This is a genomic window from Rhizobium sp. Root1204 (assembly GCF_001424965.1).
Taxonomy (GTDB): domain Bacteria; phylum Pseudomonadota; class Alphaproteobacteria; order Rhizobiales; family Rhizobiaceae; genus Pararhizobium.
The window spans coordinates 38,107-63,682 of the sequence record NZ_LMCZ01000009.1; the positions used below are offsets into that span (position 1 = coordinate 38,107).

A 25,576-nucleotide genomic window follows, 5' to 3' on the forward strand; every position below is an offset into this window, starting at 1 on the left:
GTCATCCCCGGTTTGGTTGGAGGATGGATTGCGCCAACACTATAGGGGTATCGTATCGTGTTTTCGCCATAGTTGTTCCTTGCGTTTGCCCCTGAGTGAAGCAAAGGCGCGGGCAATGCGGCGGCGCGACGAGTGGGGCATGATCACTTCGTCGATGAAGCCGCGTTCGGCGGCGACGAAGGGGTTGGCGAAGCGTTCCTCGTATTCTTTCGTCCGGGCGGCGATCTTGTCGGCGTCGCCAAGCTCGGAGCGGTAGAGGATTTCGGTCGCGCCCTTGGCGCCCATCACGGCGATCTCGGCGGTCGGCCAGGCATAGTTGATGTCGGCGCCGATATGTTTCGAGGCCATGACGTCATAGGCGCCGCCATAGGCTTTGCGGGTGATCAAGGTCACCATCGGCACCGTTGCCTGGCTATAGGCGAACAGCAGCTTCGCGCCATGCTTGATGACGCCGCCATATTCCTGCGCCACGCCGGGCAGGAAACCGGGCACGTCGACCAGCGTCAGGATCGGGATCGAGAAGGCATCGCAGAAGCGGACGAAGCGGGCGGCTTTACGCGAACTGTCGATATCCAGGCACCCGGCCAGCACCATCGGCTGGTTGGCAACGACGCCGACGGTTTGGCCTTCCAGCCGGATGAAGCCGGTGATGATGTTCCTGGCAAAGGCCTCCTGAAGCTCGAAGAAATCGCCTTCGTCGGCGATCGCGTGAATGAGCTCCTTCATGTCGTAGGGCTTGGCCGAACTGTCCGGGATCAGCGTATCCAGCCGGTTTTCGAGGCGGGCCGGATCGTCATGGAAGGGGCGGACCGGCGGCTTTTCGCGGTTGTTCAGCGGCAGGAAATCAAACAGCAGCCGGACCTGTTCCAGCGTCTCGATATCGTTTTCATAGGCCGCATCGGCGACCGAGGACTTTTTCGTGTGCGTGCCGGCGCCGCCGAGTTCTTCAGCGGTGACGATCTCGTTGGTGACGGTTTTCACCACATCCGGGCCGGTGACGAACATGTAGGATGAGTCGCGCACCATGAAGATGAAGTCGGTCATGGCCGGCGAATAAACGGCACCACCGGCGCAGGGACCCATGATGACGGAAATCTGCGGGATGACGCCGGACGCTTCGGCATTGCGGCGGAACACTTCGGCATAACCGGCAAGCGAGGCGACGCCTTCCTGGATGCGGGCGCCGCCGGAATCGTTCAGCCCAATCACCGGCGCGCCGTTGCGCACCGCCATGTCCATGATCTTGCAGATCTTCTGGGCGTGGGTCTCGGACAGCGAGCCACCAAGGACGGTGAAATCCTGGGAAAAGACGTAAGTTTGGCGGCCGTTGATCGTGCCCCAGCCGGTAACGACGCCATCGCCCGCCACCTTCTGCTCGGCCATGCCGAAATCGACGGCGCGGTGGGTGACATACATGTCGTATTCTTCAAACGAGCCTTCGTCGAGCAGCACCTCGATGCGCTCGCGCGCCGTCAGCTTGCCCTTGGCATGCTGCGCATCGATGCGCTTCTGTCCGCCGCCAAGATGCGCCTCGGCGCGGCGAACGCCAAGCTGGTCAAGTATTGAACGCATTATCACTCCATCCACGTGCTTCGACATGAACATTCATACGTGTTTGGCCCTTTCGAGAAAATGGTTGATCGGGCGGCATTGCTTAATATAGAATTTTGCAAACTAAAATTTGCGAAAGTGCAAACATGGCGATGCGCAAGCTCTTTATCGGCCGGAAAATCCGGTCCCTGCGTGAAGGCCTCAAGGCCACTCAGAGCCAATTTGCAGACCGGATTGGTATTTCAACAAGCTATCTCAATCAGATCGAAAACAATCAGAGGCCGGTTTCGGCCGCTGTGCTTGTCGCCCTGGTCGATAAGTTTCAGATAGATTTGAGCGAACTTTCGGCAGGCGAAGGGGACCGGTTGTTGTCGGCCCTTTCGGAAGCGCTGACCGATCCCCTGTTCGAATCCTATACGCCAAATCTGCAGGAGCTTAAACTCATCACCCAGAACGCCCCGTCTCTGGCGCATGCCCTGGTCCGGGCCCACCAGGCGTATCGGCGAAACAGCGAGCAGTTGGCGAGCCTCAATGACAGCATGGGCCGATCGACGCTCGCTGCGGAAGCGACGCCATACGAAGAGGTCCGGGACTTCTTTCATTTCGTCGACAACTACATTCATGACCTGGATGTGCAGGCGGAAGAGCTGGCAGGCGAGCTTGGGCTCGAGCACGATGACCGCCATGCGGTCCTGACCAACTATCTTCAAAGGGTGCACAATGTAAAAGTCGTCCGGGCCGAGCCTGGGCGGGACATCCTGCGCTATTTTGATGCGAAGACACGGATTCTATCTCTCAACGCATATATTCCGGCGACTAGCCGCGACTTCCAGCTGGCCCTGCAAATTGCGCAGCTGCAGGCCGCGGAAACCGTCGACAAGGTCGCTAAGACCGGCAACTTCCGGACCAAGGAAGCGGCGGACATCTGTCGCATCGGCCTTCACAACTATTTTGCCGGTGCCTTGCTGTTGCCTTACAGAGCGTTCCAGTCCGCTGCGAACCAATTGCGCCACGATCTCGAACTTCTGGCGTCGCGTTTCGGTGCGAGTCTGGAGCAAGTCTGTCACCGGCTCAGCACATTACAGCGTCCGGGCGAGAAGGGCGTCCCGGTCTTCTTCGCGCGGGTCGACAGGGCGGGAAACATTACCAAGCGGCATAGCGCGACAAAACTCCAGTTTGCCAGATTTGGGGCGGCCTGCCCGTTGTGGAATGTCCACCAAGCGTTCGAGGCGCATGGCCGTATCATCAGGCAACTGGCGGAAACGCCGGACGGCGTCCGCTATCTGTGTCTTGCGACGCAGATCACCAAGGGCGGGGGCGGTTTCAATAGCTCATTGCCGCAATACGCCATCGCGTTTGGATGCGAAATCTCCTACGCCTCTGCTTTCGTTTATGCGGACGACCTTGATCTTTCAAATCGCTCGAGCTTTGATCCCATCGGGATTTCATGCCGTATCTGCGAGAGGACGCAGTGTTTTCAGCGCGCTGTCCCACCTCTCATGAGAAAACTCCATGTCGATCACGACGTGCGCACGGTCCTTCCCTATAGTATCGGCGACAATTAAAGCTGGTCCTCCGGCGGCTTTTAGGTGGGCGAGCTGTAACTTTCTGGTGGCGAAGGCTTGCTCCTGTCTGTTTCCCGCACTGGACGTTTGAACACCTGAAAGTGTCCTGCGAATGCGGAATGCGTCACCGGCCCGGGCGGTCGTAGATGGGCCGGTTCGATCGAGGATGCAGCCAAGTGAGCCGGCCATGCCGCGTAGTGGCGCAATCACCGATTACCGCCGAACCCTATTGCGCAAGCGCTGGCGAACCAGAGACCCGGTCGTAAACGACCTTGCCGCCGACGACGGTCAACAGCGAGCGGATAGAGTCGATTTCATCGGCGGGGATGCTGAAGAACGGCTTGTCAAGCACCACGAGGTCGGCAAGCTTGGCCTTTGCAAGCATGCCTCTATCCTGTTCGGCAAAGCCGATCCATGCAGCATTCTTCGTATAGAGCTGCAAGGCCTCTTCCCGGGAGAGAAGCTGGCTTGCCGGCTTCTGGATAGCCCCGCCGAGCGACCGTCCCGTCACGTGATACTCGATGGCCTGCCATACTCCGAAAACTCCGATCCGCGTCGAGTCCGTACCGCCGGCAACGAGAATGTTGCGGTCAAGGGCAGCGCGTGTCGGCGGTGATTTGGCGGCGACATCTTCGCCGTTGGCTTCAAGGATCGCCGGGCCTTCGAAGTAGGGCCCCATCTGAACGGTGAAGGAAAGCCCGAGCCTCTTCATGCGTTCCAATGTTTGCTCGGAGCCTGTGTTTAAATGGGCAATCGACCAACGCAGGTCCTGCAACGGGTGGGTTTTGTTGACCTCCTCGAAAACCTCGAGAATGGAGCTTGCCGCATCATCGGTATAGGCATGTATTTCCAGCGGAATATGCCGTCCGGCAGCAAACCGCGCGACGGCCAGAAGCTCTTCCTTGGCTTTGTCAGAGGGCGCAAAGCCAGGGCCCATCTGGACACCGTCGTTCATGGCGGCGACGATGGATTCGCCGATGCCGACAAAGCTGATCAGGCCGGTCTCATAGTGCGGCTGGCGAAACGCCACGACATCGCGAAACCATTGGGCTTCCGCACCCGCCCACATCGCCGGGATGCGATATCCGGCACGGATGGTGAGCTTGTTCGCCCGCTCCAGGGCAAAGAGCGCGTCGTAACTGGAGGCTGGCCCTGCAGACGGGTCGATGAAACCGGTCACGCCGGCGCTGTTAAGTGCAGTGAAGAATGCTTGCAGGCTCTCTTTCCTGCGCATCTCGTCCTGTGGTGCAATGTGAGCGAAGAGGGCGTTGTAGGATCCGATATGGCCGAGCAGCTTTCCTGTCGCCTTGCCAGCGGGACCACGCTCGACGGTAATCCCCGGCGGTACGGCAGGGACTTGATCGTTAAGCTTCAACGCTTCCACACCCTTGGCATTCACAAGGGCGTAATCATAGAGATACTGGATATAGGCCGGACGGTCCGGGACGGCTTGCGTCAACTCATCAACGGTCGGGGCTCTTTTTTCTTCGAACTGTTCGGGATGCCATGAGCCGACGACTGCGACCCATTCATTTTGAGCACGTGCGGACGCCGCTGCGCCAAGCGTCTCCAGCGCCGCCGTCAGGCTCGTTTCGTCATACCAGTAGGTTTCGAATGTGTAGGTCTGGCCACCTCTGATGGCGTGAATATCTGTATCGACGAGACCGGGAATGATTGTTTTTCCCTCAAGATCTATGACGCGCGTATGTTCGGTGCCCAGCGCCTTGACAGTTGCCTCGTCACCGATGGCGGTGATGCGTTCGCCCGTAATCGCAAGGGCACTTGCCTGCGGCTTGTTAGGATCCATCGTGACGATGGCGGCGTTGTGGAGAATGAGATTCGGTCCGTTTGCAAAGGCGGGACTGGCAAGCAGGAGCGAGCCGATCGAAGCGCGGATGGTATTCTCAATCAAATGTTTCATGATGTTCGGATATCCTGAATGGCGAACGCCGGTTGGCGGCGAGGGCAGCGGCGAAGGGCGGCGGGGTTCCCGCCGCCATTGTCCTTGACGATCAGCTGCGCTGCGAGTCGAGCAGTTCGTGATTCTTTTCAACGTCTTGAGCCTTGAGATAGCTCTCGATCAGCAGCTGGTAGGCCGGGAAGATCTTGGTGTAGATACCAGCCCATTCCTGCGCATCGTCGCGGTGCCAGGTCTTTTGCAGCTCGGAGGCGACGGCCGCCGTATCCATTGGCACCACACCGGCCTGCACGACGCGGGCGAGCGTGATCTCCTGCGCCATCTTCGAATAGGTGCCGGAGGCATCTACCACGGCGAACACCTTGTACCCGTCATAGGCGGCGCTGATCGCGGGGAAGGCCATGCAAACGCTGGTGATCGTGCCAGCGATGATCAGGGTCTTGCGGCCGGTTGCCTTGACGGCAGCGACGAAGTCCGGATTGTCCCATGCATTGATCTCTCCCTTGCGGGCCACGTAAAGCGCATGCGGGGCATTTTCATGGATTTCCGGGATCAGCGGGCCGTTGGGTCCCTGCGGCACGGAGGCCGTGGTGATCACCGGCATCTTGGACAAGGTCGCCATCCTGGCAAGTGCCGCCGCATGATTGCGCAGAACCGGCATCGGCATGTCGGCAACGGTCTGGAAAAGACCGCTCTGGTGGTCGATCAGCAGCATGACGGCGTCATTGGCATCGATAACCGGGCGCTGCCCGTCGAAGTTGGCTAGGGTGCTCATTTCAAAGTCTCCTTGTTTGAAGTCATGGTTGGAAGCGGAACCGGAGATCTCTCCAGCCCAAAAGATGGGATGGGTCGAAGGCGAGGCGTCTTGCGGATTTGCCGTTTGGCAATCTGCTGAGGAAAAGGTACGCGGGTATCGACCTTGGCAGTAGGTGGCGAAATCGGGCATCACTGTCCTGAATTCAGGACAATGGTGGATCGAGAGAGCGGTGCAGGTTTTCGATGATGTCCTAAAGGAGGGGTTCGAGATCACCCCAAGGCCAGAGCTGGTGTGAAACTGCTTCGCGCGGCCATCGGGACCCGTCGGCCTGACCATCATGCTCAGGCGCTGCCCGGGAGAGACATCCGGCGCGGATGGTCGCCGCTTCCTGTCATCGCTCCAAAAATCCGGGTGGCGCAGAAGACAAGGCTTTCAACCGTGTGAGGACCGATAGCAGATTTTCATTTCGGATGCCTTGACCTTCCCATGGTTGGAAGCCCCATCTTCTGCGGCGTAAACCCAAGCAAGGAGAATTCCAATGGAACTGATAATCGAAAACATGACCTGCGGCGGTTGCGCCAAATCCGTTACCAAGGCGATCCAATCCGTCGACCCGAATGCGGTGATCGAGACCAATCCTGAGGCCCGAACCGTCCGGGTCGAAACGGCCGCGAGCACGGTGGTTGTTCAAAAGGTTCTCGAAGATGCCGGCTATCCGGCAACCGCGAACTGAGCAGGAGAAATCCGATGCGACGGCGCGACATGACAGATGCCGGGCATGGGGCGCCGAGCGGAGCATGCCGCAATCAAGAGCGGCTCTTGTGAGCCGTTTCAGGACAGAGCTGAACGGCGTTGCCGCTGACTGTCAAACGACCGAGAGGAAGACGATCAATGCATCGGCGGACTTTTCTGACGGGCCTTGCAGGTCTCGTCGTTGCCGGACCTGCGGCTGCCCAGATGAAGCATGACATGGGCGGCATGGGCGGTCACGGTAATCACACCATGCCCATGACGGGTGCCAACCCCGTTTTGCCGGAAGGACAGCCACTCAAGGCGTTGCCGCGTCTGTCCAACCAGTCGGCCGCGCCTGGCATGTTCAGAGCAGAACTCGCGGCCGAACCGGGTTTTGTCCGGTTCGCCGAGGGACTCGATACGCCTGTGCTCCTTTATAACGGCGCCAATCCGGTGATCGAGGCATATGAGGGAGACAAAGTCGAGGTCAGTTTCAGGAACGGAATTCCATTTGAGCCGACCACCATCCATTGGCATGGCATGCCGGTGCCGGCCGACCAGGACGGCAATCCGAGTGATCCCGTCGCCGCAGGGAGCGAGCGCATCTATGCGTTTGATCTTCCGCAGGGCAGCGCCGCATCCTACTGGTTTCATCCCCATCCGCATGGGTTGACCGCCGAGCAGGTTTATCGTGGTCTCGCCGGGATTTTTATCGTCAAACCGAAAAGTGATCCAATCCCGCCGGAATACGGCGACACGATCCTCATGCTGACCGATCTGAGGATTGGCGCCGACGGCACGATGCCGGAAAGCACGATGATCGATCTGATGAACGGCCGGGTTGGCGATCACGTCCTCGTCAATGGGCAGAAGAATCCGGCTATGACTTTTGCGCTGGGCGAAAAGCGCCGGTTGCGCCTCTTCAACGCGACGAATGCCCGTTTCCTGCGGCTCAGGTTCGAGAATGCCAGCATGACCGTCATCGGCACTGACGGCGGCCTGATCGAATCGCCCGTCGCCGTCGATGAGCTGTTGCTGACGCCGGCTGAACGCGTTGAACTGATCGTTTCCTTCGACAAGCCGGGAGCGGCCAGGCTCACGACGCTTGATTATGAGCGTGGTTGGATGGGGCCGGGCAAGCCGAACGAAGCCGGGATGGTTTTGCTGACGGCAAACGTATCGGAACAGGCGGTGGCCGCGATGCCGCCGTTACCGGCAAAACTACGTTCCATCGGGCCCCTTGGAAAACCGGCTGTCACGCGGCGCTTTGTTCTGACGGAATCCATGGGTGGAATGGATCATGGCGGCATGCCGATGCAGGGCATGGATCACGCTAACAAGTCCATGTCTTCCGGCGGTATGGAGATGAAGTTCCTGATCAACGGCGCCAGCTTTGACATGAACCGCATCGATGAGGTCTCGAAAGCCGGGCAGGTCGAACTGTGGGAAATCGTCAACGAGGCGGACATGGATCATCCGTTCCACGTGCATGGGACGCAGTTTCAGATTGTCGAGCATGAAAAGGACGGGAAGATCACCACGCCACCCTATCGCGCCTGGAAGGATACCGCGAATATCGTGGCAGGCGCGACGGTCAGGATACTGCTGCGTCAGGATATGCCAGGCCCACGCATGTATCACTGCCACATCCTTGAGCACGAACAGCTCGGCATGATGGGTACGATTGACGTTCGAGCCTGATACGGTTCAGCGAATGAAACAAAGGCTCGCCGCGACGCCGTTCGCGGTGGGCCTCTTCATTGAGGGACTGCGAGCGCTGTGCCGGTCCCATGGGCTTCCCTTCGCCGATGTCGGCGGCAGCCAAGTTCCCGGATACTCGTTCGGGCAAGCGATAGCAGCCATAGAACGGATCGTATCGGAAATACCGAGCTTCACCCATCAGGGGAAGCAGGCCGGGAAAACGGTTATGTACGTCTTCCCCTTGTCTGTTCTGCCCCCGTTTCTGATCCTCACTGCCGTTCGCTGTCTTGCTTTCACAGCAGGGCTGCCGGGCGTGCAATACGCCGCAGCGGGTTCGCTAGATTCCCGATCCGTCGAACCGCTGGGCGTCGTCGCCTTCCCAGGGCAAGGGCATGGATGTGCGATTGCCATTGGCGGACGGCATTGGCATCCAGCACTTCAGCTCCGGCTCGGCATATTCAATGACGCAGCCAGGCGAAGAATCCGAGGCGCGCCAACCTTCTACGCCGAACTGATCGCCATTCGACCAGTAGGCCAGGTCAACTTCCGCCGGCCCCTGTTCAGACGGGCGGACCGTGATGAGGATACGGCTACCGTCTTTCGGTGCGCTGCCCATGGGGCGCCACCTGCCTGGTTCGTCCATCGCTTTGTCTCCAGCTTTGCTGCAAGCAGAGTGTCGCTTTGCTATCGACAGCGGTCAACCCAAACTTTCTTGCACGAGCTTTCCTCCGCCAGTTTAGGCGATCGGGTTTAGTCCGGGCAATGAGGCGGCATGCCTGGTGTCCCCCGGTTTTGGAATTTTCCGCCAAGCCTCGATAGCGTGTCTCAGTGCCGCCCGGTCAAGACCGGGGCGATTGCGACCGGCACCAAAGAGTTCACTCTCCAGCTTGCGTATTTGCGTCGCGGCATCGTCGTCGCCGCATTGCAAAACCCAGTCCGCGATCGATTTGTAGCCTGCTGCGCGAGTCCAGATTTCCAGATGACGGTAGATGATGCCGGGATCCTCGGATCCGATCGACGCGATCAAGTCCGCGAACGCACTGCGCTCGGAATTGCGGCGTGCATTCCTGCGCGTTCGCAGTCTCTCTGTTATCCAGGGCAACAGGCGGAGGAGGACATAGCCTGCCGCCGCTAAACCGATGGCAGCCGCCGCTGCCGCCAGAAGATGTTTCCTGGTCAGCCAGGCGTGTGCACTGGTGTCAACTTCCTGCTCGAGCTGAGGCGCCAGCCCCGTGTGAGCCGAAGCGGGCGCTGCCACCCTCATTGTGGCCGCTTGAAGCGTAGCCATTGCGCTGGCCCGCGTATCGACGTTGAACCAGGGATAGGAGATGGCGGGGATCTCGAACGTTCCCTCCGTCCCGGCAACATAGGTTATGGTTTCCGTCCGGGTGCTTCCCGTCCTGCGGTCCTCGGTTTCCACGCCGTCGGCGAGCTGCGGCGATTTCGAATATTGTTTCAGGCCGTTGGCGGCAACGGCTGGGATGGCCGGGATCATCATCGCCTGCGTGTTCTCGGCGAAGATGGTCATCGTTCGAACCACTGCGTCGCCGACCTTCAGCTTGGATGGATCGCGATCGAAAGACTGGGTTATCGTCACGCCGCGCGCGGGAAACGCCGGCGTGGCGGCGGAACTGTCGGGAGGATCGGCAACTGTGAAACTCAGCGGCTGCAGAACTGCCTGGCCTGGAATGGGCTTGCCGTCCTGCGAATAGCCAAGGGTGATCACCGCAGGCGGCAGCGTGAACGTTCCGGAGGTCTCTGGAACCACAGCATACGTCCGCCGGATTCCGGCATACTGCACGCCGTCGATCGTCTCGATAAGGTTCTGAGAGCGCTCATCGACCAAAGAAACCATCGCGTTTGGCAGGTCGAACAGTGGAAGTTCTGGTGGCGACGTGAAGAAATCCGGCACGAAGACGTCGACCGTGATCCGAACCTGCTGGCCTGGCACGATGCTGCCCTTAACTTCGATGGCAACGCGCGTGAAAGGTTCGGCTGCAAAGGCCACCGAGCCCAGCACGAGCCAGAATGCGACGACGGCGCGGAGCAGCATCATGGCTTCTTTCCCTGGGCTTCGATGGCGAACTTGCGCGCCATGAGGTCGGCCGGACTGACGACGATATTTTTCATCCAGAGTTCCGAGGTCTGCTCGGCGATGTTGATCTTGCCTGCCTTGCCCTGTTTCCCCTTGTTGTCGAACTGGATACTGTCCGGCGGCAGGTTCGGGTCGTCCTGCTGCTCCTGCTCTTCGTCCTTCTTCACTTTCACCAGCCTTTCGGCAATGGCAAGGTTTGCGGCGGCGTCGGGCCACCCCTGCCGCTTCTTCAGCGCGGTCTTATAAGCGGTGACCGCCTCATCGAGCTTGCCGAGATGCAGCAGCGCATTTCCCTGATCGTACCAGCTCTCGGCGCTATCAACGGTGGCAAAGGCGTCGATCGCCTCGGCATATTTTCCGGCGCGATAGAAAGATGTTCCTTTCCACATGGGGTCGGCGAAATGCGCTGCTGCACCTTCGAAATCGCCCTTCTCGTAGGCCATCCGTCCCTGCTGGTCCGGTGTCAGCCACATGCCGGCAAAGTCGGCGGCCTGGGCATCCGAGGGCAGTAACAAGTGGGCGGAAAGGAGAACCACGCCAACCCGCACGATCCAGCCCTTGCGGAAAGACAGAGCGAACAGAAGCAGCAATGGACCGATCAGCCACCATCCGGCGTCCTGCCAGTGATCTCCTTCGGCCGCCCGTTTCTGGGCGAAGTTGGTGCGGATTCTTTGCGATACCCACCGAACATCGGTATCGTCGTCCGTGAATGTGGCGACATCCGCGCCGGTGAGCGCGTGGAGGTTCTTCAAGCCTTCGACATCGAACTTTGCAGTGACCCGCCCTCCGGCTGCATCGGTCAAAAAACTGCCATCCGCGCCTTTCACAGGGCCTCCGTCAGGCGTGCCGATGCCCAGCACAATGATCCCTTGCTTCGACTTGAGCTTGAAGGCATCGAATGCCTTCTGTTCGATCCCATCGGTCAGAAACAGGATCGTGCCTGGCACATCCTCCGAGGCAAGGGTGGTTTCGGCAAGCTCGAGAGCCTTGGCCGTATCCTTGCCATCGATAGGCATGATCCGTGTCGCCAGGGCATCCGTGTAGGTCTCGATCAGCGACCCGTCTTCGGTGAGCGGCAGGACCAGATGGGCGGATCTGGAGTACGCAACGACTGCGGTGCGCGCACCGGAGCGCCCGGTGATGATGTCCTTGATCTTCAGCTTGGCACGTTCCAGCCGCGACGGGCTGACATCGATCGCGTCCATGGCTGGAGAAAGATCGACGGCGATGACGAGTGGAGCAGTGTCCTCGACGAAGGGGGGCAACTCCCGCTCCCAAGTCGGCCCGGATACAGCCAGGATTGCCAAAGACAGTACCAGGGCCAGCAGCCATGACGGGCGCATGCGCGACCCGGATGAACTGTCTATGACAAGACTGTCCAGAAGATGCGGCTCGATCATGCCTTTCCATTGGCGGCGTGTATCGGCAGAGCGCGACGATATCCAGACGATGATTGCGGGGAGGGCAAGCGCCAGCAGCCACCACGGCCTCAACAGGTGAAAGTCTTCAATCACGCCGATGCCCTCCTTCTGAAGAGCCCTGCCAGTCCGGCCAAAAGATAATATGCGGCAAGGATGACGATCGCCAATCCAAGCGGCCAGTGGAACAGCTCGATGCGCGGCCGCCAGGAGAGGTTCTTCTGGTCCTGCGGTGTGATCTTATCGAGCGTGTCGTAGATGGTTGCGAGCTGTGTCCGGTCCTGTCCGAAGAAATAATGCCCGCCCGTATCAGTGGCGATCTTCTGCAAGATCGAGGTGTCGAGCTTGTCTTCGCCGGTCGCCTTCGGGTCGCCGATGCCGACCGTGTGAATGACCACCTTTTTCTGCTTGGCGATGTCAGCGGCCTTCGCCGGGGGCATCCGGCTGGCCGTGTCATTGCCGTCGGTAAGAACGATCAGAACCTTTTCGGGTACGGTCGTCTTCTCGAACATCTTGATGGCAAGCCCAAGGGCGTCTCCGAGCGCCGTCCGCGGGCCTGCAATTCCGGGAAGCGTATCGGCAATCACCGCCTGGACCGTCTTGTGATCCATTGTGAATGGCACGAGCGGGTAGGGCGCGTCGCCGAAGGCGATCAGCCCGATGCGGTCGCCAGGGCGCTTCGTGACGAAATCGGCAACCACCTTGCGGACCGCATCGACGCGGGCCTCAGTGCTGCCGTCAGGCGAACGGAAATCCTTGGTATCCATTGACTGTGACAGGTCCAGCGCCAGCAGCAGATCGCGCTGTGGTTCGACCTTCTCGATCGGCGGTTCGACGAACTGGGGGCGGGCGAGGGCCACGACCATCAGGCACCAGACGAGCGTTTCGCAGAGCAGCTGTGTCCAACTGCGCCGCGCGATCACGGAACCTTCCGTGGGGTCGATGCCAGCGGCCTCGGCGACCTGGCGAAAGAATGGCAGCCTTACCGATGCGGCCGTCTCGCGATGGGCGGGAAGGAGCAGCCACACCAGGAACGGCAACGGTATGACAGCCAAGAGCCAGGGAAGGTCAAGCTGATACATGATGCCGCCCGATCCATGACCTCGCCGAGGAAATGTAGTCATCGAAGACGGTGTCGGGCATGCCGCCTGAACCGGGATCATGGCGGTATTCGTAAGCATCGAGCAGCGTCCGCAAGGATTGCGCTGTGCCAGCCTCTGAATGCTTTTCAAGAAAATCGACCCAGGCCGCTCCTGATAGAGCCGCGACGTCTTCGCGCCGCCAGGCGGCGAGTGCGACACGCTTCAGAAGTTCAGCAAGCTCGTCGACAGCGTCGTGGCGGGTCTGGGGTTCCCGGATGCGCAGTTCGATGGCGCGCAGTTCGGCAAGCGCCTGCCGGCGGTAGGCGTTCGCCCGGTAGCGGCGAAGTGCCTGAAGCGAGAGAAACACGATCAGGCACAGCAACAGAAAGGCGACCACCCCCCATCCCCAAGTCTGCGGCATCCATGACACTGGCTCTGGAACCGATATGTCCTTCAGCTGCTTGAGAGCGAGCTTTGTCAGCGGATCGAGAGGCGCCACCTTGTCGGGTTCCATCAACGCCTCCGCTGCCGCCAGGCGGCCTGCTCGAGGAGACGGCGGAGTTGCGGCGCGGTTTGGTCTGCCGCCGAGACAGGGAGCATTGGCAGGCCAAGTTGCCGCTGCCAGTCACGCAGTTCCCTGCCACGATCCCGGGCAAACGTATCGATCGCCTTCCTGATGTCGGCACGGTTCAGCGACAGTTCTGCCTGCAGCCGGCCGCCACTGACCACGATGTCGCCTGACGTGGGAAGGTCGAGGAGAAAAGGATCATAGACCAGGATACAGATGACGTCGTTCCTGCTCGCCAACCGGAGAAGGGTATCCCGCGTCGTGGTGCTGTGGCCATCAAAATCACTGACGACAATCACAAGATGATCGTGATGGGCGACGCCTGCTGCGCGTTGCAGCACGGTGTCCAGCGCCGCGGGCGATGGCGTTCCGGCGAATGCGGCGTCGAGGCTCTCATTCTGAGCCGCGATTTTGGCCGCGAGCGTAATCACCGATTCGCGGCTGCGGTGCGGCCGGACTTCATCGATACTGGTATCGTTGAAGACGAAGCCCCCAACCCGATCGCCGGAACCAAGGACGCGCCACGCGCAAAGCATCGCCGCTTCGGCCGCGGTCACCGATTTCATCGAGCGCCGGCTGCCAAAGAGCATGTTGATGCGCTGGTCGACGATGATGAGGGCCGGCCGCTCCTTCTCCTCACTGTAGACGCGCACGGCGGGCTTGTTCGTGCGCGCTGTCACCCGCCAGTCGATGGAGCGAATGTCATCACCAGGCAGGTAGTCGCGCAATTCCTCAAACGTCAGCCCGCGGCCGCGCATCGAGGATTGCATGCGGCCCGAAAGCTGCTGGTGGCTGCGGGACTTCTGGACGAAGCTCAAGTCACGGGCACGCGCTTCCAACGCCACGAGCTGGTCGGTAGAGACATGAACGCCTTGCGTGCTCTCAGTCGTGGGCATCGCCACTCCTTACGATACCGCGACGAGTTCGACGATGCGGTCGATGACCGTGTTGGGTGTCGTATCCGAAGCGTGCGCCTCATAGGACAGGATGAGCCTGTGGCGGAAGACATCGTGCACGACGGCTTTGACATCATCCGGGGTGACGTAATCACGGCCTTTAAACCAGGCGTAAGAGCGCGATACCTTGTCGAGACCGATGACGCCGCGGGGGCTGACGCCGACTTGGAGAAGCTTGGCAAGATCCTTGTCGTAGCGCTCCGGATAGCGTGTCGCAAAGACCAGAGCGACGATATATTTCTCGATAGGGCCCGACACGGTGACCGCGCCGATTTCCTTGCGCGCATCGAAGACTGCCTGCGGATCCAGCCGTTCGGCTGCCGTTGACCTGGCTTTTCGCCCGTCAGCGCTCTCTTCGCTGCGCACCAGCCGCATGATGGCGGCCTCGGAGGTTTCGTCGGGATAGCCGACCTCGACATGCATCAGGAAACGGTCGAGCTGGGCTTCCGGCAGCGGATAGGTGCCTTCCTGCTCGATCGGGTTCTGGGTGGCCATCACCATGAACAATTCCGGCAATGGATAGCTCTTGCCGCCGACCGTGACCTGGCGTTCCTCCATTGCTTCGAGAAGTGCCGACTGCACCTTGGCGGGTGCGCGGTTGATTTCATCGGCGAGGATCAGGTTGGCGAAAATTGGTCCCTGCTGGAACTTGAATTCGCCCTTGCCGCCTTCGCTGAAATAGACTTCCGAGCCGGTGATATCGGCCGGAAGCAGATCCGGCGTGAACTGAACGCGCGACAGTTCCGCATTCAGGTTCTTTGCCAGACTTTTGATTGCCCTGGTCTTTGCCAGGCCGGGAAGGCCTTCGACAAGGAGATGGCCATTGGCGAGCAGGCCGAGCAAGAGGCGCTCCACCATTTCCTCCTGGCCGATGATGGATTGGCCGATTCGTTGGCCAAGGGCGAGTATGTCGTCGCGTGCCGTCATGCCGAACTCCGTTCCCGTGAACCGGACGCACGGCCTGGGCGCGTCCGAAGGTTGTTGTCATAGGAGCGTTGGCCGACGCTATTTCTCGATGCCACGATCCTTGAAGGACTGGTCAATCGCCTTGTCCACCTGCGCGCGAACGCCCTCGAGATTGAAGCTCGCACCACGTTGGCTCGGCGGATACTTCACGAATGTCTGGAGGAATGCAGCAGCCTTCAACTGCGCCTTCACGAGAAGGTAGTCGTTCCTGACGAGAAAGTCGTTGTACTGGTCGGAAACAATATCGGCGCGTTCATACGGATCCATGCGCAGATTAAACAGCTTCGGAACGCGCCACGTGACGAGAGGCGTCTGCCATACAGCGAAGCCACCGGGAGCCGGTTGCTCATGAAACACGACTTTCCAGTCGTCAAAGCGGGTCGCGACCAGATTTCCATCGTCATCGAAATAGTAGAATTCCGAGCGAGCGCTCTTGTCCGATTTTCCGGTCAGAAAGTCGATCTGGTTGTAGCCATCGAGATGGTTCTTGAAGCTTGTTTCGCTTCCCGCAGGCGTCCAGCCGTTCAGAAGGCGGTTCTTGACATCCGGATCCCCAGCAGCTGCGACAAGCGTCGGGAACCAGTCAAGGCCGGAGATCATCTGGTTGGAGACCTGGCCCGGCTTGACGTGGCCCGGCCAGCGAATCATGGCGGGGACACGGAACGCGCCTTCCCAGTTCGTATCCTTTTCGGAGCGGAAGGGGGTTGTTGCGGCGTCCGGCCAGGACCATTGGTTCGGGCCGTTGTCGGTTGTGTAGATGACGATGGTGTTGTCGGTGATGCCGAGTTCGTCAAGCTTGTTCAGAAGCTTGCCGACGTCGCCGTCGTGTTCGACCATGCCATCCGCGTACTCGTTGCCCACCATGCCACTCTGTCCGCGCATGGAATCACGAACGTGGGTGAAAGCGTGCATGCGTGTCGTGTTCATCCAGGTGAAAAACGGCTTTTTGGCTTTGGCCTGGCGGTCGATGAAGTCGATGGCCGCTGCTGTCGTTTCGTCGTCGATCGTCTCCATCCGCTTTTTTGACAGCGGTCCGGTGTCTTCCACCTTGCCATCAGCGGTGGACTTGACGACACCGCGCGGAGAGTAGGCCTTCAGAAACTCCTGGTCGTCCTTCGGCCAATAGGGCGCTTCCGGTTCTTCCTCGGCGTTCAGGTGGTAAAGGTTGCCGTAGAATTCGTCGAAACCATGTTTTGTCGGCAGATATTCATCCTTGTCGCCAAGATGGTTCTTGCCGAACTGGCCGGTTGCGTACCCAAGCGGCTTGAGGGCCTGAGCTATGGTGATGTCGCCAGCCTGGAGCCCGACGGGGGCTCCAGGCGCGCCGACCTTGCACAAGCCGGTTCGCAGGCACGATTGCCCCGTGATGAATGTCGAGCGGCCAGCGGTGCAGCTGTTTTCGGCGTAGTAGTCCGTGAACTTCAAGCCTTCGTTGGCAATGCGGTCGATGTTCGGTGTCATGTATCCGACGAGACCGTCGGAGTAGGCGCTGATATTGGTCTGGCCGATATCGTCGCCGAAGATCACGAGAATGTTCGGCTTGGCGGCGTCTTGGGCCACCGCTGGGGAGGTGGTAAACGGTACAGCCGTCAGCGTCATCGCCACTGCGGCTGTTGCGCTCAGCAGTCGGCGCGAAAGGGGTTTACTCATGACAGCGTTCTCCTGATGCTGCGTTCAAAGTCATTGCACATGACGCTCTCCTTCTGGCCGGGGCAGGCCGGAATCTGCTCCGACGTGGATGTCGCTTTGACTTCGGGAGTTTGCCGGAAAACCGCGTAGGCGGAAGTACGTTACGGTAACAAGGTGGAAATCGGGATGTAACAAGCCCGCAGAATGGTGTGTTTACGTCACTCGGTCGGCCCGATTTGGATCATCCTGGAACGTGTCCCCGATGCCAGCACAACGCCCGTTTTTTCGCAGGGTTAGCGGGCCATCGCCGCGTCGCTGAACGCTACGCCTGCCGCATATCTGCGTGCTGTAATAGAAAAACTGGCGGCAACAGCCAGGGTGGAATGTCTGAAATGCAATTTCGGCAGGGTGTCCACAAGATGATGTACCGCTCAATCAATTTGAAATTGACTGCTTTTTGCTCACTCGCCGGATGAGCTTATTATTTGTACATATATGTATAGACAACCTTCAAAAAAGGTGATGCTATGAGGGGGTAGAGACAACAATTGGACCCGTGGCACGCCCGATGAATGTACCGGCACTCTTCGATCTGACTGGGCGAAAAGCACTTGTGACGGGTGCAAGCCGTGGTCTCGGGCAGGCAATAGCCCAGGCGCTCGCATCTGCCGGGGCGGATGTCGCAGTCACGGCGCGTGACGTCAAGGGTCTTGAGGAGACAAGAGCGCGTATCAGCAATATGGGGAAGCGCTCTTTTGCCTATGCGCACGACGTCCGCGACGTCGATTCCTGCTCTTCTGTCATCGATGCTGCCGCGCACGCGTTGGGCGGGCTTGATATCCTCATCAACAATGCCGGTTATGAAGAAATCCGTCCGGCGCTCGACGTTGACGAGGCGTTGTGGGAGCGGATTGTGTCAACAAACCTGAAGGGTGCTTTCTTTTGCGCGCAAGCAGCTGCGCGCAACATGGTTGCGCTCGGGCAAAGGGGCGCTATCGTCAATCTCTGCTCGCTGACCTCCTATGTGGGTGTCCCCACAGCAGTGCCTTACGGCTCGTCCAAGGCCGGTCTGATGGGTATGACACATGCGCTGGCCGCCGAATGGGCGCAGCAGGGCATACGCGTTAACGCCATTGCACCCGGCTATTTTCGCACGGCGATGACCGATGTCTTTTATCAGGACGGAGCGTGGCAGGAGGCGATGCTGGAAAAGATCCCGCAGCGCCGTTTCGGCGAAATGGAAGACGTGGCGGGCGCCGTCGTCTTCCTTGCGAGTGACGCTTCGCGCTATGTGACCGGGCACTGCATACCGATCGACGGCGGCTATCTTGCCTCGATCTGACATTTTACATGCGGCTGGAGCGCCGCTGAAGGAAAGCATAATGCCGGCTGTACTCAACGGATCGTCGATCAAAGCCAAATCGGAGGAGGCCAGTGTTGCCGTATCCGTCAAGGCGGTGAACATGGTCTATGACGGGGTCCATGCCGTCCGGTCGGCGTCGTTCGATCTGGAGGCGGGTAAGTTCCTGACGATTCTGGGGCCTTCCGGCTCAGGAAAGACCACGCTGCTGCGATTGATCGCGGGTTTCCAGCGTCCGACAAGCGGCGAAATCTTCATTAACGGCGCAGCCGTCAGCGCTGTGCCGCCGCATCGGCGATCAATCGGCATGGTATTCCAGAAGCTCGCCTTGTTTCCGCATATGACTGCAGCGGAAAATGTCGCCTTTCCTCTGAAAATGCGGCGCAGTGATGCGCGCGAGATCCCCGCACGGGTCGAACGCTACCTGGATATGGTGCGTCTTGGCGGCTATGGCGCGCGCCGGGTGCACGAACTGTCGGGCGGCCAGCAGCAGCGTGTCGCGATTGCCCGCGCATTGGTGTTCGAACCGGACCTGCTTTTGCTCGATGAACCGCTTGCAGCTCTCGACCGCAAATTGCGTGAGGAAATGCAGCTTGAGTTCCGCCGCATCCAGCGCGAGCTCGGCGTGACCACGATCAATGTGACACACGACCAGCGGGAGGCCTTGGTTGTGTCGGACGAGATCATTGTCATGGACGGTGGGGAAATCCAGCAGAAGGCGCGGCCGACCGAGACCTATCGGAGCCCGTCGAATGCTTTTGTTGCCAATTTTATCGGCGTTACGAATTTCCTCGATGCGCAGGGCGGCGAACGCCGGGCAATCCGGGCGGAAAAAATCCGCATTGCTGCCACCCGCGACGGGTTGGCGGGGACCGACACGATTGTCGAAGGGGTGGTCGTGGACGCCATTTTCGAGGGCGAGAGGGTCGTCTACGAGGTCCGGGTCGCATCGCTTGGCGATGCGCTGCTGCGGGTTTTCGATCACGATCCGTCTGCGCATAGCCAACTGGAGGCCGGATCTGCCGTTTATCTCGGCTGGGCCGCCAGCGATGTCCTGGAATTCAAACCGTAAGCCGGAAAACCGGTCAACCAGAGGAGAATGATTATGAGGGAAGATAAGCTGACATCCTTGATGCTTCGCCGCCGCCGGTTCCTGCAAGGCGCAGCCACAATCGGCGGCGCTGCGAGCCTGTCGTCGCTGGGCTTGTCCAGCGCTTTTGCGCAGGAGCCAGAAAAACCGAAGGAGTTGATCGTTCGCGCCTGGGGCGGGAGCTGGGTGGACGCGCTGAAGGCCGGCGTTTCCGATAGTTTTACCGCCAAGACCGGCATCGCAGTCCGCCACGATCTGACGGAAGACAACGAAATCCAGCCAAAGGTTTGGGCAGCCGTAGCCCAAGGCCGCGTGCCACCGATCCACATCAACTGGGACACGACCACCAACGCCACGAAATCGGCGCTGCGCGGCGTTACCGAGGATCTGTCGGATCTTTCCAACCTGAAGAATACGACCGATCTTGCTAAGCCGGTGGGCCTCGACGGTTATCCGATCGTCAACACCTACGGTTATGTCTATGTCCTTGCCTACCGTCCGGATGCCTTTCCCAACGGTGCGCCGAAGTCCTGGAAAGACTTGCTTGATCCCAAGTACAAGGGCCGCATCGCACTCTACAATGACGGCATCGGCTTCCATTTCCCCGCGCAGGTCGCCGGCGGCGGTAAGCTTGAGGATATTCCGGCCAACATGCAGCCAGCGTGGGATTTCGTCGCCAAGATGAAGGAACAGCAGCCGCTGCTCGGTGAAGACCCGGATTTTACCACGTGGTTCCAGAAGGGCGAGATCGACGCTGCCTGCACGATTTCCACCAATGCGCGCGAAGCCAAGAAAAACGGCATCGATATCAAGTGGATCGTGCCGGAAGAAGGGGCCAAGTTCGATACGGATGGCCTCTGGATCCCGAAGGGTCTGCCGGCAAACGAGCTTTACTGGGCGAAGGAGTATATCAACCACTCGCTGACGGTCGAGGCCCAGCAGATCTGGCTTGACGGGCTCGGTCTGCCGGGCGTTGTGCCGGGCGTCAAGCCGCCCGCCGATCTCGTCGACGATCCCTCCTATCCCACCACTGAAGACGCTTTCAAACACCTGATCCGCATCTCCTCCAAGGTGCAGGTGGAAAACGAAAGCGAGTGGTTCTCGAAGTTCAAGGCCATCATGCAGGGTTGAGCCCTCGGATGCCCTAATATTTCCCTCTCCCCGGTGGGGAGAGGGAGCGAGCGTGTCTGCCTCCCGGTCCTTCTCCCTGTTTACGCAGGAAAGGTGGCCAACAGACCAGATGAGGGAGCGCTCCCGAGCACGGACCCAGGTACCGAACAAGGACTGACATGCGAGCGGCGAAATCTGCCTATCCCCTGACCTGGCGCATCATGGATGCACTGGAAGCCTTCGCGGCCTTCGTCTGGCCCGCGCGCTTAGGCCGTGCAATACCGTGGCTGATGCTCGCACCTGCACTGCTGCTTGTCGGTCTTCTGGTGCTGGGTCTCTGGCAGATCGGCGATGCCAGCCTGCGGACATTGGATACGAGCACGTTCCTGATGTCGGAAACCTATACGCTTGCGAACTACCGGCGGGCCTTCACCGAAAGCCTGTTTGCGGTCGTTGCCTGGCGCAGCCTCGCAGGATCGCTGATGGTTACGGCCGTGACCCTCATTCTCGCCTTTCCCTATGCCTATGTGATGGTGCGCACGTCCTCTCCGGTCATCCGCAAGCTGTTGCTGATCGCGCTGTTTCTACCCTTCTTCATCGGCCAGGTTGTGCGGGCCTATGGCTGGCTGATCATTCTGGGCAATCAGGGCATGGTCAATGAGGCCCTTAGTCTTGTCGGCATCGCGCCGATTCGCCTTCTTTACAACTACTGGGCTGTGCTTTTCGGCCTTGTTCAGTACATGCTACCCTTCGCCGTCTTGATGCTGGCGCCGGCGCTTACCGCCATTCCGGAAGAGCTGGAAGCCGCTGCTGGCTCCCTTGGGGCCGACTGGGTCCGTACCTTCCGCCACGTGGTGCTGCCGCTTGCCAGACCGGGGCTGGTTGGTGCCGGACTGGTGGTGCTGACATTATCGCTCACCGATTTCGCGATGCCCGCGATCCTTGGCGGCGGCAGCCAGGATTTTATCGCCAACGCCATCTACGATCAGTTCTTCCGCACCTCGGATCAGGGACTGGGCTCGACGCTGGCGCTCCTGCTCGTCGCCACGGGCTCCCTGCTGGTTGGTCTGGTCTTCACTCTGTTCGGAGCCGGCACGTTGGCCATGGGGAGGGCGCGCCAATGACCGCTCCCTTGAGCAAAACCATCGTTCTCTGGATTTTCGTCGTCGCGGTACTCGTTCTTCTGTCGGCGCCGACAATCGTGATCCTTGGGGCCTCGTTCACGTCCGGAAACATTATCACTTTTCCGCCGGAGGGTTTTTCCCTCAAATGGTATGAGAAGATCGCCACCTCGCGGGATCTGTGGGATGCTTTCCTGCGTTCCCTTTATGTGTCGGCAATCTGCACGGTCGTCGCCATCCCGGTGGGGACGCTGGCTGGTATCGCGCTTGCAAAATACGCAATCCGTTTTGAAAAGTCGGTGCAGATCTATCTTCTGCTGCCGTTCACCATCCCGCTCATCGGTTCTGGCATCGGATTGATGCTGATCTTCGGTGAGACGAGGCTTCTGGGCCAGCTCTGGCCGGTTGGGCTTGCCTGCTGCGTCATCAACCTGCCGTTCATGATCTGGGCCGTAACCGCGAGCGCCTCCAGCCTTGATCCCGACCTTGAGCTCGCCGCCGCCAGTTGTGGTGCGCCACCGCTCTCCACTTTCTTTCACGTAACTCTGCCCGCTGTCATGCCCGGGGTCATCAGCGGGTCGCTGCTGATGTTCATTCTGGCGCTGAATGAGTTCCTGGTGAGCCTACTTTTGACGGATGCGCGTATCGTCACCTTGCCGGTCCAGATTTACAATTCCATCCGTTCCATCATCACGCCGGATCTTGCGGCGATCTCGGTGGTCTTCATCGCCTGTGCGGCGCTGGCGATCGTTCTGCTTGATCGTCTCGTCGGTCTTGAAATCTTCCTCAAATCTAAATGACGCAGAAGCCGGCGGGTTGCGCCGGCGAAACGGGAAAAACAGCCATGTCAGATGTTTCCTTTCACGATCTTTCCGCGTTGGATGCGCCGAGCCGTGCAGCGCTCTTGCGCCGCTCGGAGACCGACCTCTCCGGCTTCATGGAAACGGTGAAGCCGATCATCGAAGCGGTTCGCGTCGAGGGCGACGCAGCCCTGGTGCGCTATGCGCGCGATCTGGACAAGGCAGAGCTGGACGAGAGCCGGCTCAAGGCGACGGAAGCCGAATTCGACGCCGCTTTCGATCTGGTGGAAGAGGATGTCATTGCGGCCATCCGGTTCGGCATTGACAATATCCGGCGCTTTCACGAGGTGCAGAAACCGGAACCGATGTGGCTGAAGGAAATGCGTCCCGGCGCCTATGCCGGCGATCGCTTCACCCCGATCCGGTCCGTTGCGCTTTACGTTCCACGCGGCAAGGGCGCATTCCCTTCGGTGACCATGATGACGGCCGTTCCCGCCGTCGTCGCCGGTGTGCCGGAGATCGCCATTGTCACGCCGCCGGCGCCGGATGGCTCCGTGGATGCCGCGACGTTGGTTGCAGCGCGTCTCGCCGGTGTCTCAAACGTGTACAAGGTTGGTGGTGCACAGGCTGTGGCGGCTGTCGCCTATGGCACGCAGACCATCAAGCCGGCGCTGAAGATCGTTGGTCCGGGAAGCCCGTTCGTAGTCGCGGCCAAGCGGCTTCTGTCCGGCGTCATCGATCCGGGCCTGCCTGCCGGCCCGTCAGAGGCTGTCATCTTTGCAGATGATACGGTGAATGGGGGCCTTGCGGCGCTCGACCTTCTGGTCGAAGCCGAGCACGGCCCGGATTCATCCGCCTACCTCGTTACCCATAGCCGCCGGGTCGCAGACGAGGCTCTCGCCGCCTTGCCTGATCACTGGGGCCGGATGACTGAACAACGGGTCGCCTTCTCGAAAGCGGTGCTCACCGGCCGCTGTGGCGGCATCGTGCTCACGTCCTCCCTTGAAGAAAGCTATCGCTTCATCAACGACTATGCGCCGGAACATCTGGAAATCCTGTCGGCCGATCCCTTCGCCCATCTTGGCCATATCACGGAAGCCGCGGAAATCCTGATGGGACCGCATACGCCGGTCTCTATCGGCAATTTCGGTCTCGGACCCAACGCCGTTCTGCCGACAAGCCGCTGGGCGCGTACCTATGGGCCCCTATCGGTGGCCGATTTCGTCAAGCGCTCATCGATCGGTTATGTCACCGCATCGGCCTATCCGGAGTTTGCAAGACACGCCCGTACCTTGGCCCGCTACGAGGGTTTTTCCTCGCATGAGCATGCGGTCTCCGATGTTCGCAAGGACTATCTGTGAAGATGAAAGCGGCAAGGCTGTACGCTGCAGGCGATATTCGGGTCGAGGATATCGAAATCCCCGGCACGCTTGCGCCCGGCTGGGTCCGTGTCGCTGTTACCGCCGCCGGCATCTGCGGCTCCGATCTTCACAATTTTCGCACGGGACAGTGGATCACACGATCGCCTTCAGTTGCAGGCCACGAGTTTGCCGGCGTGGTGACCGAGGTCGGAGCTGGCGTTCGTGAGTTCAGCCCCGGCGATACCGCCGTTGCCGATTCCCGGTTCTGGTGCGGCGAATGCTCTGCCTGCCGAAGCGGCCGGCAGAACATCTGCGATCATCTCGGCTTCGTTGGAGAAATCTGCGATGGCGGCTTCGCTGAGCAGGTGGCATTGCCGGCGCGGTTGCTGGTGAAACATGATCCGGCGCTTGATCCCGCCATTGCGGCCATGGCCGAGCCGCTGGCTGTCGCCCTGCATGCGGTTCGCCGGCAGGCGGTTCCGGCGGGCGAGCCAGTTCTCGTTATCGGCTGCGGCCCGATTGGCGGCCTTGCTGCTCTTCTGCTGTCGCGTCTTCACGACGGCCCGATCCTTGTCTGCGACCGCAACGCGGATCGCGCAGAGCTGGTTGCGCGGGTGGCCGCGGCCGCAAGTGTCACTCTCGACACAGAATCTCTCCGCGACGCGCTTTCTGGACGGCTGATACGCTACGCGCTCGATGCGACGGGCCATATCGATGTCCTGAGGCAGGTTATCGCCCTTCTTGGTGGCGGCGGTTCGCTGACGTTGGTCGGCATCACGCACGGCCGCATCGAGCTTGACCCGAACTTGCTCGTCGAGCGCGAAATAGCACTCATCGGCTGTCACGCCTTTACCAGCGAGTTGCCGGAAGCGGTCGCCATGCTTCCTGGACTGTCGGCCGCCCTTGCCGAGTTGATCGATCGGGAAATCGCGTTGGATGCCATACCGCAGGCCTATGAACGCCTTCTCAACGGGGACGCAACGGGTCTCAAAACGATCGTTCGGTTTACCCAAGACGAGTACCGCCCGTGAGCCAATCCCCCGACGCAAAGCCGGCTGCGACGAAGCCACTGACGGACAATGCGAGCCCGCTCTACGAGAAGGTCAAGGACTATGTCCTTGCGCATATCGGCAGCGGCGAATGGGACAAGAACCGCAAGCTGCCATCCGAGCATGATCTGGTGGCGGCACTCGGTGTTTCGCGCATGACCATTCATAGAGCACTGCGCGAATTGACATCCGAGGGCTATCTTCTGCGCATCCAGGGGGTGGGAACATTCGTCGCGCCACCCAAACCGCAATCGACCCTGATCGAGGTCGCCAACATCGCCAACGAGATCAGCGGACGTGGCGGAGAACATCGGGCCGAGGTCATTCTTCTCGAGACTATAAGGCCGGAAATCGAACTCCTGGCAGCCTTCGAAGCCGGTAGGCAGATCCGCGTTGCCCATTCGATTGTCGTCCATTTCGACAGCGGCGTCCCTGTCCAGGTGGAAGAACGCTTCGTCAATTCCGAACTCGTGCCGGACTACGAGCAGCAAGACTTCGCCGTCATGACCACTTACGACTATCTCCAGCGCTCGACGCCGATGACCGAAGTGGAACATGTCATTTCCGCCATCGGTGCGGATGCGGGAACCGCACGGCTGCTAAAGCTGGAAGAGGGGGCTCCCTGCCTGCTGCTTCACCGCCGCACCTGGTCCGGCACAAAGGTCGCGACGGTCAACCGGCTCACCTATGCCGGAGACCGGTATTCCCTTGGCAGCCGCTATGCGCCGTCATCGTTGAAGTAACGTC

22 protein-coding genes are annotated in these 25,576 nt (G+C 60.0%); 11 read left to right on the plus strand and 11 right to left on the minus strand.

Annotation, left to right across the window (positions count from 1 at the left end; all coding sequences use genetic code 11):
• Nucleotides 1-39: 39 nt before the first annotated feature.
• Nucleotides 40-1,572, minus strand: a complete 1,533-nt coding sequence (locus tag ASC96_RS11595; protein WP_060503336.1) for an acyl-CoA carboxylase subunit beta — start codon at nucleotides 1,570-1,572, stop codon at nucleotides 40-42.
• Nucleotides 1,573-1,697: 125 nt separating this feature from the next.
• Between ASC96_RS11595 and ASC96_RS11600 the strand changes: the two genes are divergently transcribed.
• On the plus strand, nucleotides 1,698-3,116 hold the full coding sequence (locus tag ASC96_RS11600) for an XRE family transcriptional regulator (RefSeq protein ID WP_060503206.1): 1,419 nt from the start codon (nucleotides 1,698-1,700) through the stop codon (nucleotides 3,114-3,116).
• Nucleotides 3,117-3,342: 226 nt separating this feature from the next.
• Here ASC96_RS11600 and ASC96_RS11605 read toward each other — a convergent pair whose 3' ends face one another.
• Entirely contained in the window at nucleotides 3,343-5,037 is a 1,695-nt protein-coding gene (locus ASC96_RS11605) for an amidohydrolase (RefSeq protein ID WP_060503207.1), read from the minus strand.
• Between the two features lie 91 nt (nucleotides 5,038-5,128).
• Nucleotides 5,129-5,809, minus strand: a complete 681-nt coding sequence (locus tag ASC96_RS11610) for a hydrolase (protein WP_060503208.1) — start codon at nucleotides 5,807-5,809, stop codon at nucleotides 5,129-5,131.
• Nucleotides 5,810-6,329: 520 nt separating this feature from the next.
• Between ASC96_RS11610 and ASC96_RS11615 the strand changes: the two genes are divergently transcribed.
• Entirely contained in the window at nucleotides 6,330-6,524 is a 195-nt protein-coding gene (locus tag ASC96_RS11615) for a heavy-metal-associated domain-containing protein (protein WP_060503209.1), read from the plus strand.
• 158 nt (nucleotides 6,525-6,682) lie between these two features.
• A complete protein-coding gene (locus tag ASC96_RS11620) occupies nucleotides 6,683-8,224 on the plus strand; it encodes a multicopper oxidase family protein (protein WP_060503210.1) in 1,542 nt (513 codons plus the stop codon).
• A 337-nt stretch (nucleotides 8,225-8,561) separates the two neighbouring features.
• Here the strand turns inward: ASC96_RS11620 and ASC96_RS11625 are convergent, their stop codons facing one another.
• The 8 genes from ASC96_RS11625 to ASC96_RS11660 all read right to left on the minus strand — a co-directional run bounded on the left by ASC96_RS11625 (nucleotide 8,562) and on the right by ASC96_RS11660 (nucleotide 16,959).
• On the minus strand, nucleotides 8,562-8,867 hold the full coding sequence (locus ASC96_RS11625; protein WP_060503211.1) for a hypothetical protein: 306 nt from the start codon (nucleotides 8,865-8,867) through the stop codon (nucleotides 8,562-8,564).
• A gap of 93 nt (nucleotides 8,868-8,960) precedes the next feature.
• Complete coding sequence (locus ASC96_RS11630) at nucleotides 8,961-10,280, minus strand: BatD family protein (RefSeq protein WP_082512019.1); 1,320 nt, start codon at nucleotides 10,278-10,280, stop codon at nucleotides 8,961-8,963.
• Complete coding sequence (locus ASC96_RS11635; RefSeq protein ID WP_060503212.1) at nucleotides 10,277-11,833, minus strand: VWA domain-containing protein; 1,557 nt, start codon at nucleotides 11,831-11,833, stop codon at nucleotides 10,277-10,279. The genes ASC96_RS11630 and ASC96_RS11635 overlap by 4 nt, the downstream gene beginning before the upstream one ends.
• The gene (locus tag ASC96_RS11640; protein ID WP_060503213.1) at nucleotides 11,830-12,819 is read right to left on the minus strand and encodes a VWA domain-containing protein; all 990 of its coding nucleotides are present in this window, start codon (nucleotides 12,817-12,819) and stop codon (nucleotides 11,830-11,832) included. The genes ASC96_RS11635 and ASC96_RS11640 overlap by 4 nt, the downstream gene beginning before the upstream one ends.
• A complete protein-coding gene (locus ASC96_RS11645; RefSeq protein ID WP_060503214.1) occupies nucleotides 12,806-13,333 on the minus strand; it encodes a DUF4381 domain-containing protein in 528 nt (175 codons plus the stop codon). The genes ASC96_RS11640 and ASC96_RS11645 overlap by 14 nt, the downstream gene beginning before the upstream one ends.
• Nucleotides 13,333-14,283 (minus strand): DUF58 domain-containing protein, encoded by a 951-nt coding sequence (locus ASC96_RS11650; protein ID WP_060503215.1) that lies wholly within the window; start codon nucleotides 14,281-14,283, stop codon nucleotides 13,333-13,335. The genes ASC96_RS11645 and ASC96_RS11650 overlap by 1 nt, the downstream gene beginning before the upstream one ends.
• A gap of 9 nt (nucleotides 14,284-14,292) precedes the next feature.
• On the minus strand, nucleotides 14,293-15,270 hold the full coding sequence (locus ASC96_RS11655; protein ID WP_060503216.1) for a MoxR family ATPase: 978 nt from the start codon (nucleotides 15,268-15,270) through the stop codon (nucleotides 14,293-14,295).
• A gap of 78 nt (nucleotides 15,271-15,348) precedes the next feature.
• Nucleotides 15,349-16,959 carry an arylsulfatase gene (locus ASC96_RS11660; RefSeq protein ID WP_060503217.1) on the minus strand — a complete coding sequence of 537 codons (1,611 nt, stop codon included), beginning with the start codon at nucleotides 16,957-16,959 and terminating at the stop codon, nucleotides 15,349-15,351.
• 547 nt (nucleotides 16,960-17,506) lie between these two features.
• Between ASC96_RS11660 and ASC96_RS11665 the strand changes: the two genes are divergently transcribed.
• From ASC96_RS11665 to hutC, 8 genes are all read left to right on the plus strand, one after another.
• Complete coding sequence (locus tag ASC96_RS11665; protein WP_060503218.1) at nucleotides 17,507-18,280, plus strand: glucose 1-dehydrogenase; 774 nt, start codon at nucleotides 17,507-17,509, stop codon at nucleotides 18,278-18,280.
• A 40-nt stretch (nucleotides 18,281-18,320) separates the two neighbouring features.
• Nucleotides 18,321-19,370, plus strand: coding sequence for an ABC transporter ATP-binding protein (locus tag ASC96_RS11670; protein WP_060503219.1), 1,050 nt, complete (start codon nucleotides 18,321-18,323; stop codon nucleotides 19,368-19,370).
• A gap of 60 nt (nucleotides 19,371-19,430) precedes the next feature.
• Nucleotides 19,431-20,519 (plus strand): PotD/PotF family extracellular solute-binding protein, encoded by a 1,089-nt coding sequence (locus tag ASC96_RS11675; RefSeq protein WP_348270800.1) that lies wholly within the window; start codon nucleotides 19,431-19,433, stop codon nucleotides 20,517-20,519.
• Between the two features lie 158 nt (nucleotides 20,520-20,677).
• The gene (locus ASC96_RS11680; RefSeq protein ID WP_060503221.1) at nucleotides 20,678-21,622 is read left to right on the plus strand and encodes an ABC transporter permease; all 945 of its coding nucleotides are present in this window, start codon (nucleotides 20,678-20,680) and stop codon (nucleotides 21,620-21,622) included.
• Nucleotides 21,619-22,419, plus strand: a complete 801-nt coding sequence (locus ASC96_RS11685) for an ABC transporter permease (protein ID WP_060503222.1) — start codon at nucleotides 21,619-21,621, stop codon at nucleotides 22,417-22,419. The genes ASC96_RS11680 and ASC96_RS11685 overlap by 4 nt, the downstream gene beginning before the upstream one ends.
• Before the next feature lie 44 nt (nucleotides 22,420-22,463).
• Nucleotides 22,464-23,780, plus strand: coding sequence for a histidinol dehydrogenase (gene hisD, locus ASC96_RS11690; RefSeq protein ID WP_060503338.1), 1,317 nt, complete (start codon nucleotides 22,464-22,466; stop codon nucleotides 23,778-23,780).
• 2 nt (nucleotides 23,781-23,782) lie between these two features.
• Nucleotides 23,783-24,811: an alcohol dehydrogenase catalytic domain-containing protein gene (locus tag ASC96_RS11695; protein ID WP_060503223.1), complete on the plus strand. Its 1,029-nt coding sequence runs from the start codon at nucleotides 23,783-23,785 to the stop codon at nucleotides 24,809-24,811.
• Nucleotides 24,808-25,572 carry a histidine utilization repressor gene (gene hutC / locus ASC96_RS11700; protein ID WP_082512020.1) on the plus strand — a complete coding sequence of 255 codons (765 nt, stop codon included), beginning with the start codon at nucleotides 24,808-24,810 and terminating at the stop codon, nucleotides 25,570-25,572. Before ASC96_RS11695 ends, hutC begins: the two co-directional genes overlap by 4 nt.
• Nucleotides 25,573-25,576 lie beyond the last annotated feature (4 nt).

What these genes read in the sequence shown, in the direction of transcription:
- ASC96_RS11595 (WP_060503336.1), bottom strand. Translation starts at nt 1,572, where the DNA reads ATGCGTTCAATACTTGACCAGCTTGGCGTTCGCCGCGCCGAGGCGCAT.
- ASC96_RS11615 (WP_060503209.1), top strand. Translation starts at nt 6,330, where the DNA reads ATGGAACTGATAATCGAAAACATGACCTGCGGCGGTTGCGCCAAATCC.
- ASC96_RS11695 (WP_060503223.1), top strand. Translation starts at nt 23,783, where the DNA reads ATGAAAGCGGCAAGGCTGTACGCTGCAGGCGATATTCGGGTCGAGGAT.
- ASC96_RS11650 (WP_060503215.1), bottom strand. Translation starts at nt 14,283, where the DNA reads ATGCCCACGACTGAGAGCACGCAAGGCGTTCATGTCTCTACCGACCAG.
- ASC96_RS11640 (WP_060503213.1), bottom strand. Translation starts at nt 12,819, where the DNA reads ATGTATCAGCTTGACCTTCCCTGGCTCTTGGCTGTCATACCGTTGCCG.
- ASC96_RS11685 (WP_060503222.1), top strand. Translation starts at nt 21,619, where the DNA reads ATGACCGCTCCCTTGAGCAAAACCATCGTTCTCTGGATTTTCGTCGTC.
- ASC96_RS11665 (WP_060503218.1), top strand. Translation starts at nt 17,507, where the DNA reads ATGAATGTACCGGCACTCTTCGATCTGACTGGGCGAAAAGCACTTGTG.
- ASC96_RS11625 (WP_060503211.1), bottom strand. Translation starts at nt 8,867, where the DNA reads ATGGACGAACCAGGCAGGTGGCGCCCCATGGGCAGCGCACCGAAAGAC.
- ASC96_RS11605 (WP_060503207.1), bottom strand. Translation starts at nt 5,037, where the DNA reads ATGAAACATTTGATTGAGAATACCATCCGCGCTTCGATCGGCTCGCTC.
- ASC96_RS11600 (WP_060503206.1), top strand. Translation starts at nt 1,698, where the DNA reads ATGGCGATGCGCAAGCTCTTTATCGGCCGGAAAATCCGGTCCCTGCGT.
- ASC96_RS11680 (WP_060503221.1), top strand. Translation starts at nt 20,678, where the DNA reads ATGCGAGCGGCGAAATCTGCCTATCCCCTGACCTGGCGCATCATGGAT.
- ASC96_RS11645 (WP_060503214.1), bottom strand. Translation starts at nt 13,333, where the DNA reads ATGGAACCCGACAAGGTGGCGCCTCTCGATCCGCTGACAAAGCTCGCT.
- ASC96_RS11660 (WP_060503217.1), bottom strand. Translation starts at nt 16,959, where the DNA reads ATGAGTAAACCCCTTTCGCGCCGACTGCTGAGCGCAACAGCCGCAGTG.
- ASC96_RS11670 (WP_060503219.1), top strand. Translation starts at nt 18,321, where the DNA reads ATGCCGGCTGTACTCAACGGATCGTCGATCAAAGCCAAATCGGAGGAG.
- ASC96_RS11610 (WP_060503208.1), bottom strand. Translation starts at nt 5,809, where the DNA reads ATGAGCACCCTAGCCAACTTCGACGGGCAGCGCCCGGTTATCGATGCC.
- hisD (WP_060503338.1), top strand. Translation starts at nt 22,464, where the DNA reads ATGTCAGATGTTTCCTTTCACGATCTTTCCGCGTTGGATGCGCCGAGC.
- ASC96_RS11630 (WP_082512019.1), bottom strand. Translation starts at nt 10,280, where the DNA reads ATGATGCTGCTCCGCGCCGTCGTCGCATTCTGGCTCGTGCTGGGCTCG.
- ASC96_RS11620 (WP_060503210.1), top strand. Translation starts at nt 6,683, where the DNA reads ATGCATCGGCGGACTTTTCTGACGGGCCTTGCAGGTCTCGTCGTTGCC.
- ASC96_RS11675 (WP_348270800.1), top strand. Translation starts at nt 19,431, where the DNA reads ATGCTTCGCCGCCGCCGGTTCCTGCAAGGCGCAGCCACAATCGGCGGC.
- ASC96_RS11655 (WP_060503216.1), bottom strand. Translation starts at nt 15,270, where the DNA reads ATGACGGCACGCGACGACATACTCGCCCTTGGCCAACGAATCGGCCAA.